This is a genomic window from Mucilaginibacter frigoritolerans (genome assembly GCF_007830615.1).
Classification (GTDB): domain Bacteria; phylum Bacteroidota; class Bacteroidia; order Sphingobacteriales; family Sphingobacteriaceae; genus Mucilaginibacter; species Mucilaginibacter frigoritolerans.
The window spans coordinates 14,353-28,639 of the sequence record NZ_VLLI01000011.1 but is presented as its reverse complement, the minus strand read 5'-3'; the positions used below and the strand labels follow the sequence as shown (position 1 = coordinate 28,639).

At 38.7% G+C, this 14,287-nt stretch carries 17 protein-coding genes; 9 read left to right on the top strand and 8 right to left on the bottom strand.

Going from position 1 to position 14,287, the window contains the following annotated elements:
* Nucleotides 1-59 precede the first annotated feature (59 nt).
* The 3 genes from JN11_RS17460 to JN11_RS17450 all read left to right on the top strand — a co-directional run bounded on the left by JN11_RS17460 (nt 60) and on the right by JN11_RS17450 (nt 3,312).
* Nucleotides 60-407 (top strand): YciI family protein, encoded by a 348-nt coding sequence (locus JN11_RS17460; RefSeq protein ID WP_144914624.1) that lies wholly within the window; start codon nt 60-62, stop codon nt 405-407.
* A gap of 57 nt (nt 408-464) precedes the next feature.
* Complete coding sequence (locus tag JN11_RS17455; protein WP_144914622.1) at nt 465-1,706, top strand: RNA polymerase sigma factor; 1,242 nt, start codon at nt 465-467, stop codon at nt 1,704-1,706.
* 100 nt (nt 1,707-1,806) lie between these two features.
* Nucleotides 1,807-3,312, top strand: a complete 1,506-nt coding sequence (locus JN11_RS17450; protein WP_144914621.1) for an NAD(P)H-hydrate dehydratase — start codon at nt 1,807-1,809, stop codon at nt 3,310-3,312.
* Nucleotides 3,313-3,640: 328 nt separating this feature from the next.
* Here the strand turns inward: JN11_RS17450 and JN11_RS17445 are convergent, their stop codons facing one another.
* From JN11_RS17445 to JN11_RS17420, 6 genes are all read right to left on the bottom strand, one after another.
* Complete coding sequence (locus tag JN11_RS17445; RefSeq protein ID WP_144914619.1) at nt 3,641-4,567, bottom strand: anti-sigma factor; 927 nt, start codon at nt 4,565-4,567, stop codon at nt 3,641-3,643.
* Complete coding sequence (locus tag JN11_RS17440) at nt 4,473-5,024, bottom strand: RNA polymerase sigma factor (RefSeq protein ID WP_144914617.1); 552 nt, start codon at nt 5,022-5,024, stop codon at nt 4,473-4,475. The genes JN11_RS17445 and JN11_RS17440 overlap by 95 nt, the downstream gene beginning before the upstream one ends.
* A 24-nt stretch (nt 5,025-5,048) precedes the next feature.
* Nucleotides 5,049-5,927 (bottom strand): lipoyl synthase, encoded by an 879-nt coding sequence (gene lipA / locus JN11_RS17435; protein WP_144914616.1) that lies wholly within the window; start codon nt 5,925-5,927, stop codon nt 5,049-5,051.
* Between the two features lie 134 nt (nt 5,928-6,061).
* Nucleotides 6,062-6,391 carry a bacillithiol system redox-active protein YtxJ gene (gene ytxJ / locus JN11_RS17430; protein WP_144914614.1) on the bottom strand — a complete coding sequence of 110 codons (330 nt, stop codon included), beginning with the start codon at nt 6,389-6,391 and terminating at the stop codon, nt 6,062-6,064.
* A 244-nt stretch (nt 6,392-6,635) separates the two neighbouring features.
* A complete protein-coding gene (gene ribH, locus JN11_RS17425; RefSeq protein WP_144914613.1) occupies nt 6,636-7,130 on the bottom strand; it encodes a 6,7-dimethyl-8-ribityllumazine synthase in 495 nt (164 codons plus the stop codon).
* Nucleotides 7,131-7,209: 79 nt separating this feature from the next.
* Nucleotides 7,210-7,887 (bottom strand): tetratricopeptide repeat protein, encoded by a 678-nt coding sequence (locus tag JN11_RS17420; protein ID WP_144914611.1) that lies wholly within the window; start codon nt 7,885-7,887, stop codon nt 7,210-7,212.
* 163 nt (nt 7,888-8,050) lie between these two features.
* Between JN11_RS17420 and recF the strand changes: the two genes are divergently transcribed.
* Nucleotides 8,051-9,151, top strand: a complete 1,101-nt coding sequence (gene recF / locus JN11_RS17415) for a DNA replication/repair protein RecF (protein WP_144914609.1) — start codon at nt 8,051-8,053, stop codon at nt 9,149-9,151.
* Entirely contained in the window at nt 9,144-9,434 is a 291-nt protein-coding gene (locus JN11_RS17410; RefSeq protein ID WP_144914608.1) for a DUF721 domain-containing protein, read from the top strand. The genes recF and JN11_RS17410 overlap by 8 nt, the downstream gene beginning before the upstream one ends.
* On the opposite strand, the gene JN11_RS17405 is transcribed toward JN11_RS17410, so the two are convergent.
* Nucleotides 9,421-9,618 (bottom strand): hypothetical protein, encoded by a 198-nt coding sequence (locus tag JN11_RS17405; protein WP_144914606.1) that lies wholly within the window; start codon nt 9,616-9,618, stop codon nt 9,421-9,423. The two genes, JN11_RS17410 and JN11_RS17405, sit on opposite strands and share 14 nt — an antisense overlap.
* A gap of 165 nt (nt 9,619-9,783) precedes the next feature.
* Complete coding sequence (locus tag JN11_RS17400; RefSeq protein ID WP_144914604.1) at nt 9,784-10,203, bottom strand: nucleoside-diphosphate kinase; 420 nt, start codon at nt 10,201-10,203, stop codon at nt 9,784-9,786.
* Between the two features lie 211 nt (nt 10,204-10,414).
* On the opposite strand from JN11_RS17400, the gene JN11_RS17395 reads away from it, so the two are divergent.
* From JN11_RS17395 to JN11_RS17380, 4 genes are all read left to right on the top strand, one after another.
* Nucleotides 10,415-11,425, top strand: coding sequence for a DHH family phosphoesterase (locus JN11_RS17395; protein ID WP_144914603.1), 1,011 nt, complete (start codon nt 10,415-10,417; stop codon nt 11,423-11,425).
* 8 nt (nt 11,426-11,433) lie between these two features.
* The gene (locus tag JN11_RS17390) at nt 11,434-12,414 is read left to right on the top strand and encodes an FKBP-type peptidyl-prolyl cis-trans isomerase (protein WP_144914601.1); all 981 of its coding nucleotides are present in this window, start codon (nt 11,434-11,436) and stop codon (nt 12,412-12,414) included.
* Nucleotides 12,415-12,467: 53 nt separating this feature from the next.
* The gene (locus tag JN11_RS17385; protein ID WP_246139046.1) at nt 12,468-13,424 is read left to right on the top strand and encodes an FKBP-type peptidyl-prolyl cis-trans isomerase; all 957 of its coding nucleotides are present in this window, start codon (nt 12,468-12,470) and stop codon (nt 13,422-13,424) included.
* A gap of 89 nt (nt 13,425-13,513) precedes the next feature.
* Nucleotides 13,514-14,281 (top strand): TatD family hydrolase, encoded by a 768-nt coding sequence (locus JN11_RS17380; RefSeq protein ID WP_144914599.1) that lies wholly within the window; start codon nt 13,514-13,516, stop codon nt 14,279-14,281.
* The last annotated feature ends 6 nt before the right edge of the window (nt 14,282-14,287 follow it).

The window sequence follows — 14,287 nt, the reverse complement described above, 5'->3', positions numbered from 1 at the left end:
TGTCCAATTTTAAAAAGGCTGGTCGTCATTACTGCATAAACAATTTAATTTTTAAGAAGATGAAAGAATTTATGTTAGTATTCAGAAACGCGCCTGTAGCGCAACGTGATGCGCTTACACCAGAACAGTTAAAAGATGTCAGTAAGCCATGGCAGGATTGGATTGGCAGCATAGCTGCTCAGAATAAGCTGGCCAGTTTAGGTGGCCGACTTGAATTTGAAGGAGCAACAGTAACGAGCAGCATGGTTACCGATGGCCCTTATGCAGAAATTAAGGAGATTATTCTCGGCTACATTGTTGTTAAAACAGCCACAAAAGACGAGGCTGTACAACTGGCGAAAGACTGTCCGGTTTTAAAAGATGGCGGGAATGTTGAGATAAGGGGCATTGTGCAAATGAATAATTAATTAAATTAAAGCGGCCAGGTAATTTACTGGGCCGCTTTTTTATCATCAGGTTTGTTTATGGCAGCAGGTAACGGTAACGAGCTTATCCCGCATTTATTCAGAACGGAGTATAGTAAAATTACGGCTGTATTAGGAAGGCTTTTCGGATTTGATCATATTGAAATAGCCGAAGATATTGCCAGCGATACCTTTTTGTTGGCCGCAGAAACCTGGGGAATGAAGGGTGTGCCTGATAACCCGGTTGCGTGGCTCTACACAGTGGCCAAAAACCGGGCTAAAGATTATTTAAAGCACCATGCCATATTTGTTGATAAAGTGAGGCTGGGTCTGCAGCAAACCACTAGTGGGGTTGAACATCTGGAAATAGATCTTTCTGATAAAAATATAGTGGATAGTCAGCTGCAAATGATGTTCGCCATTTGCCACCCATCCATCTCCGTGGAGGCGCAAATAGGGCTTTCACTGCGTATCCTTTGCGGGTTTGGTATTGAAGAAATTGCTGATGCCTTTTTGAGCCATAAAGAAACTATTAACAAGCGTTTGTTTAGAGCCAAAGAAAAGCTGAAAAATGAAAAAGTAAAAATTGCTTTCCCGGGAAAATCTGAAATTGACAAAAGATTAGAAACTGTATTGACTACACTTTACCTGCTGTTTAATGAAGGATATTACTCTATATCGAATAATACAGCGCTGAGGAAGGAGCTTTGCCTTGAGGCCATGCGCCTGGCTTACCTGCTTACTGAAAACACAGATACCAATAAGCCGGCAGTAAACGCACTGTTGGCACTGATGTGTTTCCATGCTTCGCGGTTTGAAGCCAGAATAAATGTTAATGGCGACTTAATTTTATATGATGACCAGGATGCCGGTTTATGGGATAAGGATTTGATTGTACAGGGCGAGTATTATTTAAATCTGGCAGCCCGGGGGAATATATTATCAAAATATCACCTCGAAGCGGCTATTGCCCTACAGCATACCGATAAAAATGATACACCCGAAAAGTGGGAGCGTATATTGCAATTGTATAATAAACTACTAATAACAGAATACTCGCCAATTGCGGCTTTAAACCGCACCTATGCCCTGGCTAAGGCCGATGGTAAGGAAGCTGCCATAATTGAAGCAGAGAAGCTAAAACTACCTGCCAGCCATTTATATTTTTCGCTGCTGGGTTATTTATACACCGATGTGGATAATAAAAGAGCTATAGCGCATTTAAAAACAGCGCTGAAGCTTGCAAAATCAGATGGTGATAAGAAAACGATTGAAAGGATTTTGAATAAGCTTGTGAATTAAAAACAGCGCAATTATCCCTCTCTGCTATTTGGGCCCCGGGCCTATATTTTAAAACACACTTTCTCCAAAACAAAAACAAACAATCGTAACTTTAGCATATATGCTGCCATTACTAACTGCCACCCAAATTCGCGAAGCTGACGCATATACCATTGCTCATGAACCTGTATTATCAATTGATTTGATGGAACGGGCATCAAAAGCCTTTGTGGGCTGGTTTGTAAACCACTTTCCGGATAAAAAGCAATTTATAACGGTTTATTGCGGAACAGGCAATAACGGCGGAGATGGTTTGGCCATAGCCCGCATGCTAACCGATCATCAATACAAATCATTAAACGTCAGGATTGCCCGTTTCTCTGATAAATCAACCCCTGATTTTGACCAAAACCTGGATAGGCTAAAGCAAAAAAATATCCCGCTAATAGAAATTGGTAAAGACGAACATTTTCCTGATGATAATAGCCAGATAATTATTGATGCATTGCTGGGCACCGGTTTAAATAAGCCTTTAGAGGGTGACTATAAACGTCTGGTAACTTATATCAATGATTTAAAAAGAATTGTAGTAGCGGTGGATATTCCCACGGGTTTTTTTGCCGAGGGTGAGGTTCCACCGGATGCCGTTGTGTTAAAAACCAGTTTAACCATTACCTTTCAGCAGCCTAAGATTAATTTTTTGTTGCCTGAGTCAGGTCCTTGTGTTGATTGTTTGGAGGTTTTAAACATCGGCCTTAATGAAAAATTTATAACCTCTCTTAACTCGCCCTACCAGGCTGTTGAGGAGAAGGATATACGCCGCATGCTAAGGCCAAGGCATCGTTTTAGCAATAAGGGTACTTACGGACATGCTTTAATAGTAGCCGGTGAGCCCGAAACAATGGGGGCGGCCTTGCTTTGTTCTGCAGGTTGTGCTTATGCTGGTGCCGGATTAACAACTGCGTGCGTGCCGCAAAGCGGCTTAACAGCATTAAATAGTTATCTGCCCGAAATTATGGCCATAGTGCGTAACGGTGCCGAGCAGCCCCGTATTAGTTGGGACACATTTAATGCAATGGGCGTGGGACCGGGCTTAGGAAAGGATGAAATGGCGCTGGCACTTTTAACCGATATTTTAACCAATTACAAAAAGCCGGTTGTTTTGGATGCTGATGCACTTAATTTATTATCGGCCCATAAATCTCTTTGTAAATATATACCTGCCAACAGCATTTTAACACCCCATATGAAGGAGTTCGACAGGCTTTTTGGCGATCATACCAATTGGTGGGAGCGTATACAAACAGGCATCGAGAAAGCTGCAGAACATTCACTTTATATCCTTTTAAAAAACGACTATACTATAATTATTACGCCTACCGGAAAAGTGTATTTTAATACCACCAGCAACGCAGCTATGGCAAGCGGCGGCATGGGTGATGTACTTACCGGTATCATTACTTCATTGCTGGCCCAAAAATATTCATCAGAAGAAGCTTGTATAATAGGAGCTTATATTCATGGTAAAGCGGGGGATGAATTAGCGCAACCCAACCGGATGAATGTGGTTTTACCTGGACAGCTTGCCGCCCGCATTCCTATTACCATGGCAAAGTTAATGGCATAAAAAAACGGTTGTAAGTATTTGTACAACCGTTTAACTATTAACTGATCTTATTAAGAACTAAATACTCAAATCTTAAGAAGGCTATCTTTAAGAAACTCATACATGAAAATTTGTATTTTAACGTTTCCCAGTGCTTCGCCTTGTGTTGATAAGACGTTTAACCTATTGCCTTAGTTACAATAAAACGTAAATAATGATATTTATATTATCAGGGGAATTTAAAGGAGCTAACAAATTTTAAAAACAAATTGTTTTCAAAAAGTTTAGATTTTGATTATTTTTTTTGAAAATGTAGTGTAAACCAGAAAAAGGGGGATTTTACAGGTAATTAAAATTTACCTATAACTACCATTTGATCCATAGTTGGTGAAGCGCTTCCGCCCCTTGGTTCAAGGGTTACGGCAAAGGCATCTGCAGATGCAATTGATTTCATCTCCTTCATATCGGTAGAGTCTTGGTCTTTGTCAAAAACACCCAAATCAACAGGTTTGCCGCCAACAAGTGCCCACAACTGATACTGATGGCCCTTATCATTTAAAGGCATCTTCAAAGAGCGTAAATCAATCCACACTTTCTTTTTAGCCGGACTCCACGCAAGCGTAAGTCCTGAAGTTGGTGAATGCTGCGTGCCCTGCAGTTTAAGGAATTTGAATGAACTATCGCGTAAAACCTCCAATTCGCCTTCTTTAAAATTTACCTGGTTGGCAAAATGCTGGTTATTGTTTTGCAGGGTTGCTATTTGTGAATAAGAATCCTGTAATTTATTATATAAGCCCATTATAGCAATGCCACTGGCAATTAGCAAGGCCAGGCAGGCAGCAAATGCATATTTGTAAAAGCTGTTTGGTTTTGCCGCTGGCAGGGTTATAACGTTATTTTTTTCTTCGGATGCTGTTGTTGTAAATGTACTATCATCACCAAAATTGGTTAAAATGCTGCCTAAAACTCTGTTGCGTAATGCTTCCGCAGGTTCAATTGCATTTTCCTGGGCATATAACTCCATAGAAAGTTCAATTTCTTCTAACTCAGCCTTTATTAGTGGGTGTTTCGCAGCCATCTCCTCCACCTGTAACTTCTCCTGGGGTGTAATATCCCCCAGAACGTAAAGTTCCAGTATCCCTGTCTCCATATATGCTTTAATGTCTTCCACTTTCAACCTTTCAATTAAAATGTTTTCTGAGTTCCTGGATGGCCATCCGTAATCGGGTTTTAATGGTGCCCAGCGGAATGCCGAGTTCTTCGGCTGCTTCAACATGGGTATAACCTTTAAAGTATACCAGATCAAGAATCGACTTTTGTTCGGGTTTTAGTGTTTGTACTAAATCCTTAATACCCAATAGTTCAGGCTTGTAGATTGTATTTATTTGTTCGTCTATGGAAGTTACGTTATTTTCGAGCTCTTGGTTTTTATTTTGGTTCTTAAAATCTTTTGACCTTATTTTATCTATAGCCAGGTTGCGTGCAATATTCACCATCCACGTAAATAAACGACCTTTTTCGGTACTGTAACTGGAAAAGGAATGCCAGATTTTTACAAAAGTTTCCTGTAAAACATCTTCGGCAGTAGCGGTGTCAATAACTATACGGGATATTACGCCAAACAGAGAGGATGAATACATATCATAAAGGGCTTCTATTGCAATCTTCTCATGATTACGCAATGCAAGCACCAGTTCATCTTCTGATAAGGATATTTTTCGTTTCCGGCTCAATTCTGTGAAGATATAAAGGAATTATCAGATTTCAAACAGATGTTTTTCTGCATGGTATGATGAACGAACCAATGGTCCGCTTTCTACATACTTAAAACCCATATCAAGGCCAAATTGTTTGTAATTACTAAATTGATCAGGATGTATCCAGTCAATTACCGGATGGTGGTTGCGTGTTGGTTGCAGGTATTGTCCCAGAGTAAGGATATGTACACCAGCATTAAGCAAGTCCTGCATCGCTTCCAGCACATCTTCTTCCGTTTCGCCCAGGCCCAGCATAATACCCGATTTGGTACGCAAACCAGCCGCTGATACATGTTGTAAACATTCCAAGCTACGATCATATTTCGCCTGGATACGTACTTCTTTAGTTAAGCGCCTTACTGTTTCCAGGTTGTGTGAAACTACCTCTGGCCTGGTTTCCAGTACTCGCGCCAGGTTTTCCCAGTTTCCTTTAAAATCAGGTAATAAAGTTTCCAGTGTGGTTTCAGGACTTTCGCGGCGTATCGCATTTATAGTTTCGGCCCAGATAATTGAACCGCCATCTTTCAAATCGTCACGATCAACCGAGGTAATAACACAATGTTTAACCTGCATCAACTTTACTGAATTGGCAACACGGTTAGGTTCATCAGTGTCAACAGCAAGTGGTCTGCCTGTCGCTACTGCACAAAAAGAGCAGGAGCGTGTACAGATGTTGCCGAGTATCATAAACGTAGCAGTACCCGCACCCCAGCATTCGCCCATATTTGGGCAATTGCCGCTTTCACAAATGGTATGTAATTTATGTTCATCAACTAAACCGCGCACATGGGCATACTCCTTACCTACAGGAAGGCGCACCCTGAGCCAGTCGGGTTTGCGTTGTGCTTGGTTAGCAGGAACAACAGGCAAATCAATCATGCTGCAAAATTAGGTAAAAATGTTGTAATGGTTGATGAAGATATTACCTAATGATTGCTCTTAAAGCATTAAAATGATACTGATCTTATAAACCAAACTTTAAAGAATTGTGTAATTGACCGATGATTGATCAATTAGGATAAAACGGATATGGTTTCTTCAACAGAAACTTCACCATGCGAAAGGTCAAGGATGCATTCGCCGTCTTTTATCAGCAGTAACTGAGGAGATTCATGATGCACCTGGAAATCATGAGCTACTTTGGCAGAAAGCTCCCGGTATTTGATCAGATCTAAGAAATACAATGGTAAATCCTGAGGTAATTTATCCCAGTCAAGCTCAAACCGTTTTTTCACCATCATGCTGATAGAGCAACGGGTGCTATGCTTAAAAATTAAATTATAACCTTGCTGATGCTTGATATTATCAATTTGATCAGTCGATTCCAACGAAGTCCAGTTCATACTCACATTATAAAATAAATAAGCTTAATATATTATAACGCAAAACAACATAAACCTGATGGTGGTTTTAAGCAAATGATAAAAAATGACATTTAACTGTTATCTGCCGCCTCTTGGGTACGAGGAATAAGCAGGGCAAAGTTTATTTGAACAAGAAGAAAAGGTTCCTAATGCTAAAGCAATAATTGCTATATATAATATTTTTTTCATCATTTTATATCAGACTTATGTTGTTAAACGTAAATCAGCTATTTAAAGTTTCAAAAAGGTTAGCCATTTTTATTGCAGTAACTGCGCCTTCAACTCCTTTATTTCCATGTTTACCACCTGCACGGTCAATAGCTTGTTGCTGATTGTCGGTAGTTAAAACACCAAAAATAACTGGCTTTGAATATTTTAAAGAAACATTGCTGATGCCGTTGGCCACAGCATCGCAAATAAAATCAAAATGCCTTGTTTCACCTTGAATTACACATCCCAGGCATATTACAGCATCAAGCTTTTTGTTTTTTAATAAGATATCTGCACCGGCTATTAATTCAAAGCTGCCGGGAACAGAATAGGTGAAAATATTATCAATTAATGCCCCATGCTCCAGCAGGCTTTCATAAGCACCCTGGTATAATGCATTGGTTATTTCGGCATTCCATTCGGCCACTACTATTCCAAAATGGTAGGGAGCCGCTGATGGTACATCAGTTTCTGAAAAATCAGACAGGTTTTTTAGCTGGGTAGCCATTTTTTTTTGATTAGAGATTGCAAAGCAAAGATTAGTGATTATGAGTTGGGTTTAACCACTAATCTTTGCCCCTAAATAATTAGAGTTTTGCTTCTACGCGGGCAATATATTCGTCTATACTCTGTGCTTGCGGGCTTGTAGGGTAATCGCTTTTTATTTTTTTATAATTCTCGTCAGCCGATTTATTATCGTTTGTAGCTTCATAAACCAAACCTAATTTTTTCAGGTACATTGGTGTTAAAAAGCTGTTATTTGCTTTATCAGCTGCTTTTTTGAAATAGGTTTCAGCCTTGTCATAATCTTTTAGTTCAACATAAGCGTCGCCTGCATCACCCAGTGCTTCGGCAGCAACCATGCTGTCATCGCCTCTGTAGCTGGTTAAATTATCAATAGCTTTTTGAAATTCGCCTTTATTTAAATAAGCAGTGCCCAGGTAATAATATGCCAGGTTAGCAGCTTTGGTATTGCTGTATTCACTAAGTATTTTTTCAAATCCAGGATAACCGGCATCGCCGTTAATTGCTTTGTCCCAATCTTTTTTAGCCCAAAAATCCTGCGCAACATGCATTTGGTTTGATGCCACAATTTCACGCGGGCCTATATAAAATTTTTGGTAAGCAAAATAAATAACAATCATGGCCACAATAGCGCCACCTATAAATATTAAGCTCTTTTGGTTCTCGCGTACAAACTTTCCTGTTTGTCCAAATTCATTTCCTTCAACAACCACTTTGTTATTGGCCTGGGTCTTTGACATTTTTATTCTAAAATTAAGTGTGCAAAAATACAATTTTCAAGTTTGCTGGCAATAGCTTTCGCATTAAATAATTTATGACGAAAATATTACGCTCTGGTTAGGCTAAAATGCCGTATTGAAAAACTAATCCTAATCTCTAAGCACTAATCACTAAATTTGGAAAATGTATTTGCAGCAGTTATCCGTTATTAATTTTAAAAACTATGCCGAAGCCGGGCTTACCTTTAGCGAAGGGGTAAACGTATTTACCGGTAACAATGGTGCAGGCAAAACCAATCTGCTGGATGCAATTCATTATCTGTCCTTATGTAAAAGCTATTTTAACCCGATAGATAGCCAGCAGATAAAACAGGGTGCTGATTTTTTTATCATTACCGGAAGTTTTAATAAGAACGACAACCAGGAAGCAGTAGCCTGTTCGGTAAAACGTAATCAGAAAAAACAATTTAAACGCAATAAAAAAGATTATCAGCGTCTGGCCGATCATATTGGATTGTTCCCGTTGGTAATGGTATCGCCTTATGATATCAGTATTATTATTGAAGGCAGCGAAGAACGGCGCAAGTTTATTGATAATGTGATATCACAAACTGATAATGCCTACCTCGACGAATTGATTATATATAATAAGGTATTGCTAAACCGCAATGCTATGCTAAAGCTTATTGCGGATACCGGCCGTTATGATCCTAATTTAATGGATGTTTTAGATGAGCAGCTCACCGTATCTGGCACCCGTATTTTTGAAAAGCGCAAAGCTTTTATGGAAATCTATACGGAGATATTTAATAAGCACTACCGTTTTTTAAGTGATGATGCCGAGCAGGTGGATCTGGTGTATGAATCGCAGTTATTGCAGGATGATTTTGGGGCCTTATTAAAAAAGAGCATCGAGAAAGACCGTGCTCTTGAACGTACTACTGTGGGTATCCATCGTGATGACCTGCAATTTGCTATTCATGGCATGTCGATGAAGAAATTTGGTTCACAAGGACAGCAAAAATCTTTTTTGATAGCCTTAAAACTGGCGCAGTACAGTTTTCTGTATAAACAAAATGGCTTTAAACCTATACTATTATTGGATGATATTTTTGATAAGCTGGATGATCAACGGATTACCAAGCTAATGCAAATGATATCCAACCATGACTTTGGGCAGGTTTTTATTACCGATACCAATGTTAACCGGGTTGAAAAAGTTTTTAATGAAATTGGCGTAGTTATACAATTGTTTAAAGTTAAAGGAGGCGAAATAGATGCGTAAGGCAAATGATAAATCATTAAAGGAAGCAATTGAACAAATGCTGCAGGTTTATAAAATAAAACGCCGCTATGATGAAACTGCCGTAATTGCTGCCTGGCCCGAACTGGTTGGCAAATCAGTAGCTAATCGCACAAAGGAAATTTATATACACGATAAAAAACTATTCCTCCGTATAGAATCATCCGTAATAAAAAACGAATTGATGATGATCCGCTCGCAGATAATTGATAAGGTAAATGAAAATGCTAAGGGGGTATTGATAGAAGAAATTATTTTTCTTTAGTCCACCTGGGGAAGAAGGTTCTGAACTTCAGATCATCGCTCATTCTTGAAAAAACAAGAATAAACAGTCCCGGAAGTATAAAAGCCAGCTGGGCTTCCGGATGTGTTCTGTATAATAATATAGTTGCAGAAACTAATACTACGATAAGCAAAGTATATAAAATATATTTTAGTAGTAGTTTCATGATCTTATCTGATTTATAATCTTTACTTAGTTTATAATTAAGGAAGCTAAATTGGTAGAGAGATTTGCAATTTATAAAATTATGGACTTCTTTTCAAATAAACAAGATAAAAAAATAGCCGGATGCTATATTTTATTAAAAGAGCATCCGGCTTATTATTAAATATTAAAATTTTTCAAGGCCGGAAAAGAAGAATGAGCCTTCAATTTTAGCATTTTCGTCAGAATCTGAACCGTGTATAGCATTAGCACCAATTGATTGTGCAAACAGGTTACGGATAGTACCTTTTTCGGCTTTTGCAGGGTCTGTAGCACCAATCAGTTTACGGAAATCTTCAACCGCATTGTCTTTTTCCAAAATGGCGGCAACAATGGTTCCTGATGACATAAAGTCAACCAATTCACCATAAAAAGGACGCTCTTTATGAACTTCGTAAAATTTACCAGCAGTTTCCTGGCTTAGTTTAGTGTATTTCATGGCAGTAATTTTAAAGCCGCCTTTTATAATTTGATCTAAAATTGCACCAATGTGGCCATTTGCAACAGCATCAGGCTTAATCATGGTAAATGTTTTATTAGTTTCCATCAGAAATTTATTATTATGTATTTAAATATTATGCAGGATTTTGTTTTGTGTGTAATCAACTGTCCTTGTTGAAATTTATTGTTCGTTCTGCTATGGGTGTTAATTTGCCGCAAAAGTAGCTTTTTACAATTAAAACATAAAGGTTTTTGCATTAAATAAGATATCCGTATTTAATTTATTTATTTAGCTTTGCAACTCTTTTTTTAAATTAATGTTAGATATAGCCTCGCTTACTGAACTTTTAGCGCAGCCTCAAAAAATAGTTATTACTACTCATCACAAACCTGATGGTGATGCTATGGGCTCGTCTTTAGGTTTATATAATTATTTAATACAGCAGGGGCACCATGCTAAAGTAATAGCACCTACTGATTATCCTCAAAACCTGAGCTGGCTACCCGGCAATGGCGATGTTATAATCTATACCGAAAACATACCGCGATCGGCCCAATTGATTGCAGACGCTGATATCATTTTTTGCCTCGACTTTAATGCATTAAGCCGCATTAATGATATGGGTATACTGGTTGGCGAAAGCAGTGCCCTTAAAGTAATGATTGACCATCATCTGGAACCGGCTGATTTTGATGATTATCGCTACTGGGACATTAACGCTTGTGCAACTGCACAACTGGTTTACAAGTTTATTGTTAAAGAACTTAACCATCCTGAGCTCATTAATAAAGATGTGGCTGTATGCCTTTATACAGGTATCATGACCGATTCGGCATCTTTTTCATTACCCAAAACTACTGCTGAGGTACACCTCATTGTTGCCGCTTTAATTGAAGCCGGAGCTGATGGCTATTATATTCACGAGCAGGTATACAATGATTCGTCCGAAAGCCGTTTACGCTTTTTAGGAATGTGTCTGTCTGAAAAATTGGAAGTTTTGTATGAGTACAATACGGCCATAATAACTGTAAGTAAGCAGGACCTTGAAAAATATAATGTGATAACCGGCGATACTGAAGGCATAGTAAATTATGCATTGTCAATTTCAGGTATTAGATTAGCGGCCTTTATTGTTGAGCGCACCGATATGGTTAAACTCTCATTAAGGTCAAAAGGCGAATTTCCGGCTAATGATATTTGTAAAAAATATTTTAACGGGGGCGGCCATCGCAATGCAGCAGGTGGTATGTCAAATAGTAGCTTTGAAGAAGTAGTAAATCAATTTAAATTAATATTACCTGAGTATAAAAAACTATTAATACAATAAACTAAAAAATGAAAAAAAGACTGATGTTTTTAGCACTTGCAGCCATTGGCTTAGCAAGTTGCAACGGTGGATTTAAAAAAGGTGAGGGAGGGTTGCTATACAATATTATTACTGATAAATCCGGACCTGCCATTCAGCCGGGCGATTTTGTAAGCCTAAACTTAACTTTAAAAACTGATGCCGATTCTGTAGTAGGCAGTACATATGAAAATGGTATGCCATTTATGCAGCCTATTCAAAAGCCACAAACCAAAGGCGATGTGATTTCAGGTATTGAATTGCTAAGCGAAGGTGATAGCGCTATCATTAAAGTAAATATCGATACTTTAACAAAAGGGCACCCTAGGCCACCGGGCTTAAAAGGCAAATATCAGGTTTATGTTATTAAAGTTGAAAAAGTAATTTCAAAAGGTAACTTAAGCGATCAGGTTTTCCAGGGTCGTGTACAGGCTTACGTAAAATCAGTAGTTGATGTAATTAAAACACAAGAGCCAATAAAACTTGCAAAATATATTGCTGATAATAAATTGAACGTTACTAAAACTGATTCAGGTTTATACTATCAGATAACCAAACAAGGTACGGGAATTAAACCTGCTGATGGTGATACAGTTGTAGTTAACTATACTTTAAGATTAGTTTCTGGCAAAGTATTAGAAACCAGCGTAAAATCTGATGCGTTGAAATTCAAATTGCCTATTAACCCAATGAATCCATACAAACCTATCCGTTTTGCCATTGGTCAAAAAGGTATGATAAAAGGTTGGGATCAGGGCATGCGTCTTTTAGGCAAAGGTTCTGAAGCTAAATTGCTTATCCCGTCAAGCCTGGCTTATGGCGAGCAGGGTGCAGGCCAGATACAGCCTTTTACCTCATTGATATTTGACATTGAGTTGGTTGATGTTGTTCACCCAAATCCTAATGCTCCAAAACCGGTTGCTCCGTCGTTACAACAAATGCTGTCGCATCCACAACCAGTTAAAAAATAATTAAACTACTTTAATATAGCCTTCCTGGTAATACAGGAAGGCTTTTTTTATTAATGATGAAATACATCCTGATCATTTTAGCCTTAACTATAGTTGTTAAAGCTAATGCCCAAACCGAAATGCAGCATACGCCCAAAGGCGCAGCTTACCAGATTTTTACGCCTAATACCGGAGATAAAATAAAGCTGAATGATGTGATAACTTTCCAGGTTATCCAAAAAACAGATAAAGATTCGGTGCTTTTCAGTACTTATGCAGCAGGTCACCCTGTTCAGGCACAGATTCAGCCTTCACAAAATGTTGGCGATTTGATGGAGATATTCCCTTTGCTGGCTGTTAACGATAGTGCCCTGGTTAAAGTGCCAACAGATTCTATATTTAAAGGTCACGAAGATCAGCGTCCTGCTTTTTTTCCAAAAGGTAGCTCCCTTAATTTTATATTGAAAATTGTAAAGGTGCAATCATTAGACCAGGCTATTGCCGAAAGAAATGCAGCTGCTGAAAAAGTAAAAGAAGAAGAAACCGTTAATGCAACAAAATATATTGCTGATCATAAGCTTGTTTTAAAAACTACCACATCAGGCTTAAAATATGTAATTACAAAACCTTCCCTAAAGCGTAAAGTTTTAAAGGGCGATACTGTATTGGTAAACTATGCAGGCCGTACGTTGGATGATAAAGTATTTGACTCGAGTATTGAGGCTGTTGCGAAAACTGCCGGTTTAAATCAACCAGGCCGTACTTATGAGCCTATACAGGTTATTGTGGGTACAGGTGGCGTTATCCCTGGTTGGGATGAAGGCTTACTTTTATTAAACGAAGGCTCTAAAGCTACCTTTGTTGTTCCATCGGCATTGGCTTATGGCGCACAAGGTGCCGGCGATGATATAAAACCATACAATACACTGGTATTTGATGTAGAAGTGGTAAAACTTAAGCCTATTAAGCACCCTGTTGCTGCCAAAAAACCGCTGGCAAAAAAGAAACCGCTGGCTAAAAAAGCCGCTTAATTGTTTTTCCGATATACAGAATTGTTATAAATAACTTACGAAGTTTTCAAAACTTCGTAAGTTTCTTAGCGGATAGTTAACTTTGCCGCATGATCTTGACGGATACGCATACCCATTTGTATTATGAAACAGATGATAATAAACGGGCTCAATTAATACAGCGCTGCAAAGAAAATAATATCAGCCGTCTTTTTTTACCGAATGTTGATGCCTCATCAGTACCCCTGGTTTTCGGGCTGGTAAATGAATGTCCTGATATATGTTACCCCATGCTGGGACTCCATCCCTGCAATGTAAAGGCTGATTGGGAAAATGAATTAGCCATCATTCAAAAAACAGCAGAACAAAATAAAATAGTGGCTATTGGCGAAATTGGAATTGACCTGTATTGGGATAAGACCACGCTTCCTCAACAAATAAAAGCATTTAAGGCACAAATTGCCTGGGCCAAAACCTTAAAGCTACCCATAGTTATTCACTGCCGTGATGCTTTTAACGCGGTTTTTGAAGTATTAGAGCAGGAGCAGGGCGATGACTTGCGCGGCATATTTCACTGCTTTACAGGCAATTTGGAGCAAGCCCAAAAGACTATTGAACTGGGATTTTACCTGGGCATAGGCGGAGTGGTTACCTATAAAAATTCGGGTTTGGATAAAGTTGTATCAGAAATTGATTTAAACCGGATAGTTTTAGAAACAGATTCTCCGTACCTTGCGCCCATTCCGTACCGGGGCAAGCCTAATGAAAGCTCGTATTTAATTTACATTGCCCAAAAGGTTGCGGATCTGCACCAAACATCGATTGAAAATGTAGCTGCTATAACTACACAAAATTCAAAGCTGGTTTTTGGCGTTTAACTAACA

Coding starts and splice junctions, on each gene's coding strand:
- recF (WP_144914609.1), top strand. CDS start 8,051: ATGTATTTGCAGCAGTTATCCGTTATTAATTTTAAAAACTATGCCGAA.
- JN11_RS17445 (WP_144914619.1), bottom strand. CDS start 4,567: ATGTTGAAGCAGCCGAAGAACTCGGCATTCCGCTGGGCACCATTAAAA.
- JN11_RS17420 (WP_144914611.1), bottom strand. CDS start 7,887: ATGTCAAAGACCCAGGCCAATAACAAAGTGGTTGTTGAAGGAAATGAA.
- JN11_RS17460 (WP_144914624.1), top strand. CDS start 60: ATGAAAGAATTTATGTTAGTATTCAGAAACGCGCCTGTAGCGCAACGT.
- lipA (WP_144914616.1), bottom strand. CDS start 5,927: ATGATTGATTTGCCTGTTGTTCCTGCTAACCAAGCACAACGCAAACCC.
- JN11_RS17405 (WP_144914606.1), bottom strand. CDS start 9,618: ATGAAACTACTACTAAAATATATTTTATATACTTTGCTTATCGTAGTA.
- JN11_RS17400 (WP_144914604.1), bottom strand. CDS start 10,203: ATGGAAACTAATAAAACATTTACCATGATTAAGCCTGATGCTGTTGCA.
- ribH (WP_144914613.1), bottom strand. CDS start 7,130: ATGGCTACCCAGCTAAAAAACCTGTCTGATTTTTCAGAAACTGATGTA.
- JN11_RS17455 (WP_144914622.1), top strand. CDS start 465: ATGGCAGCAGGTAACGGTAACGAGCTTATCCCGCATTTATTCAGAACG.
- JN11_RS17385 (WP_246139046.1), top strand. CDS start 12,468: ATGATGAAATACATCCTGATCATTTTAGCCTTAACTATAGTTGTTAAA.
- JN11_RS17395 (WP_144914603.1), top strand. CDS start 10,415: ATGTTAGATATAGCCTCGCTTACTGAACTTTTAGCGCAGCCTCAAAAA.
- ytxJ (WP_144914614.1), bottom strand. CDS start 6,391: ATGAACTGGACTTCGTTGGAATCGACTGATCAAATTGATAATATCAAG.
- JN11_RS17450 (WP_144914621.1), top strand. CDS start 1,807: ATGCTGCCATTACTAACTGCCACCCAAATTCGCGAAGCTGACGCATAT.
- JN11_RS17380 (WP_144914599.1), top strand. CDS start 13,514: ATGATCTTGACGGATACGCATACCCATTTGTATTATGAAACAGATGAT.
- JN11_RS17390 (WP_144914601.1), top strand. CDS start 11,434: ATGAAAAAAAGACTGATGTTTTTAGCACTTGCAGCCATTGGCTTAGCA.
- JN11_RS17410 (WP_144914608.1), top strand. CDS start 9,144: ATGCGTAAGGCAAATGATAAATCATTAAAGGAAGCAATTGAACAAATG.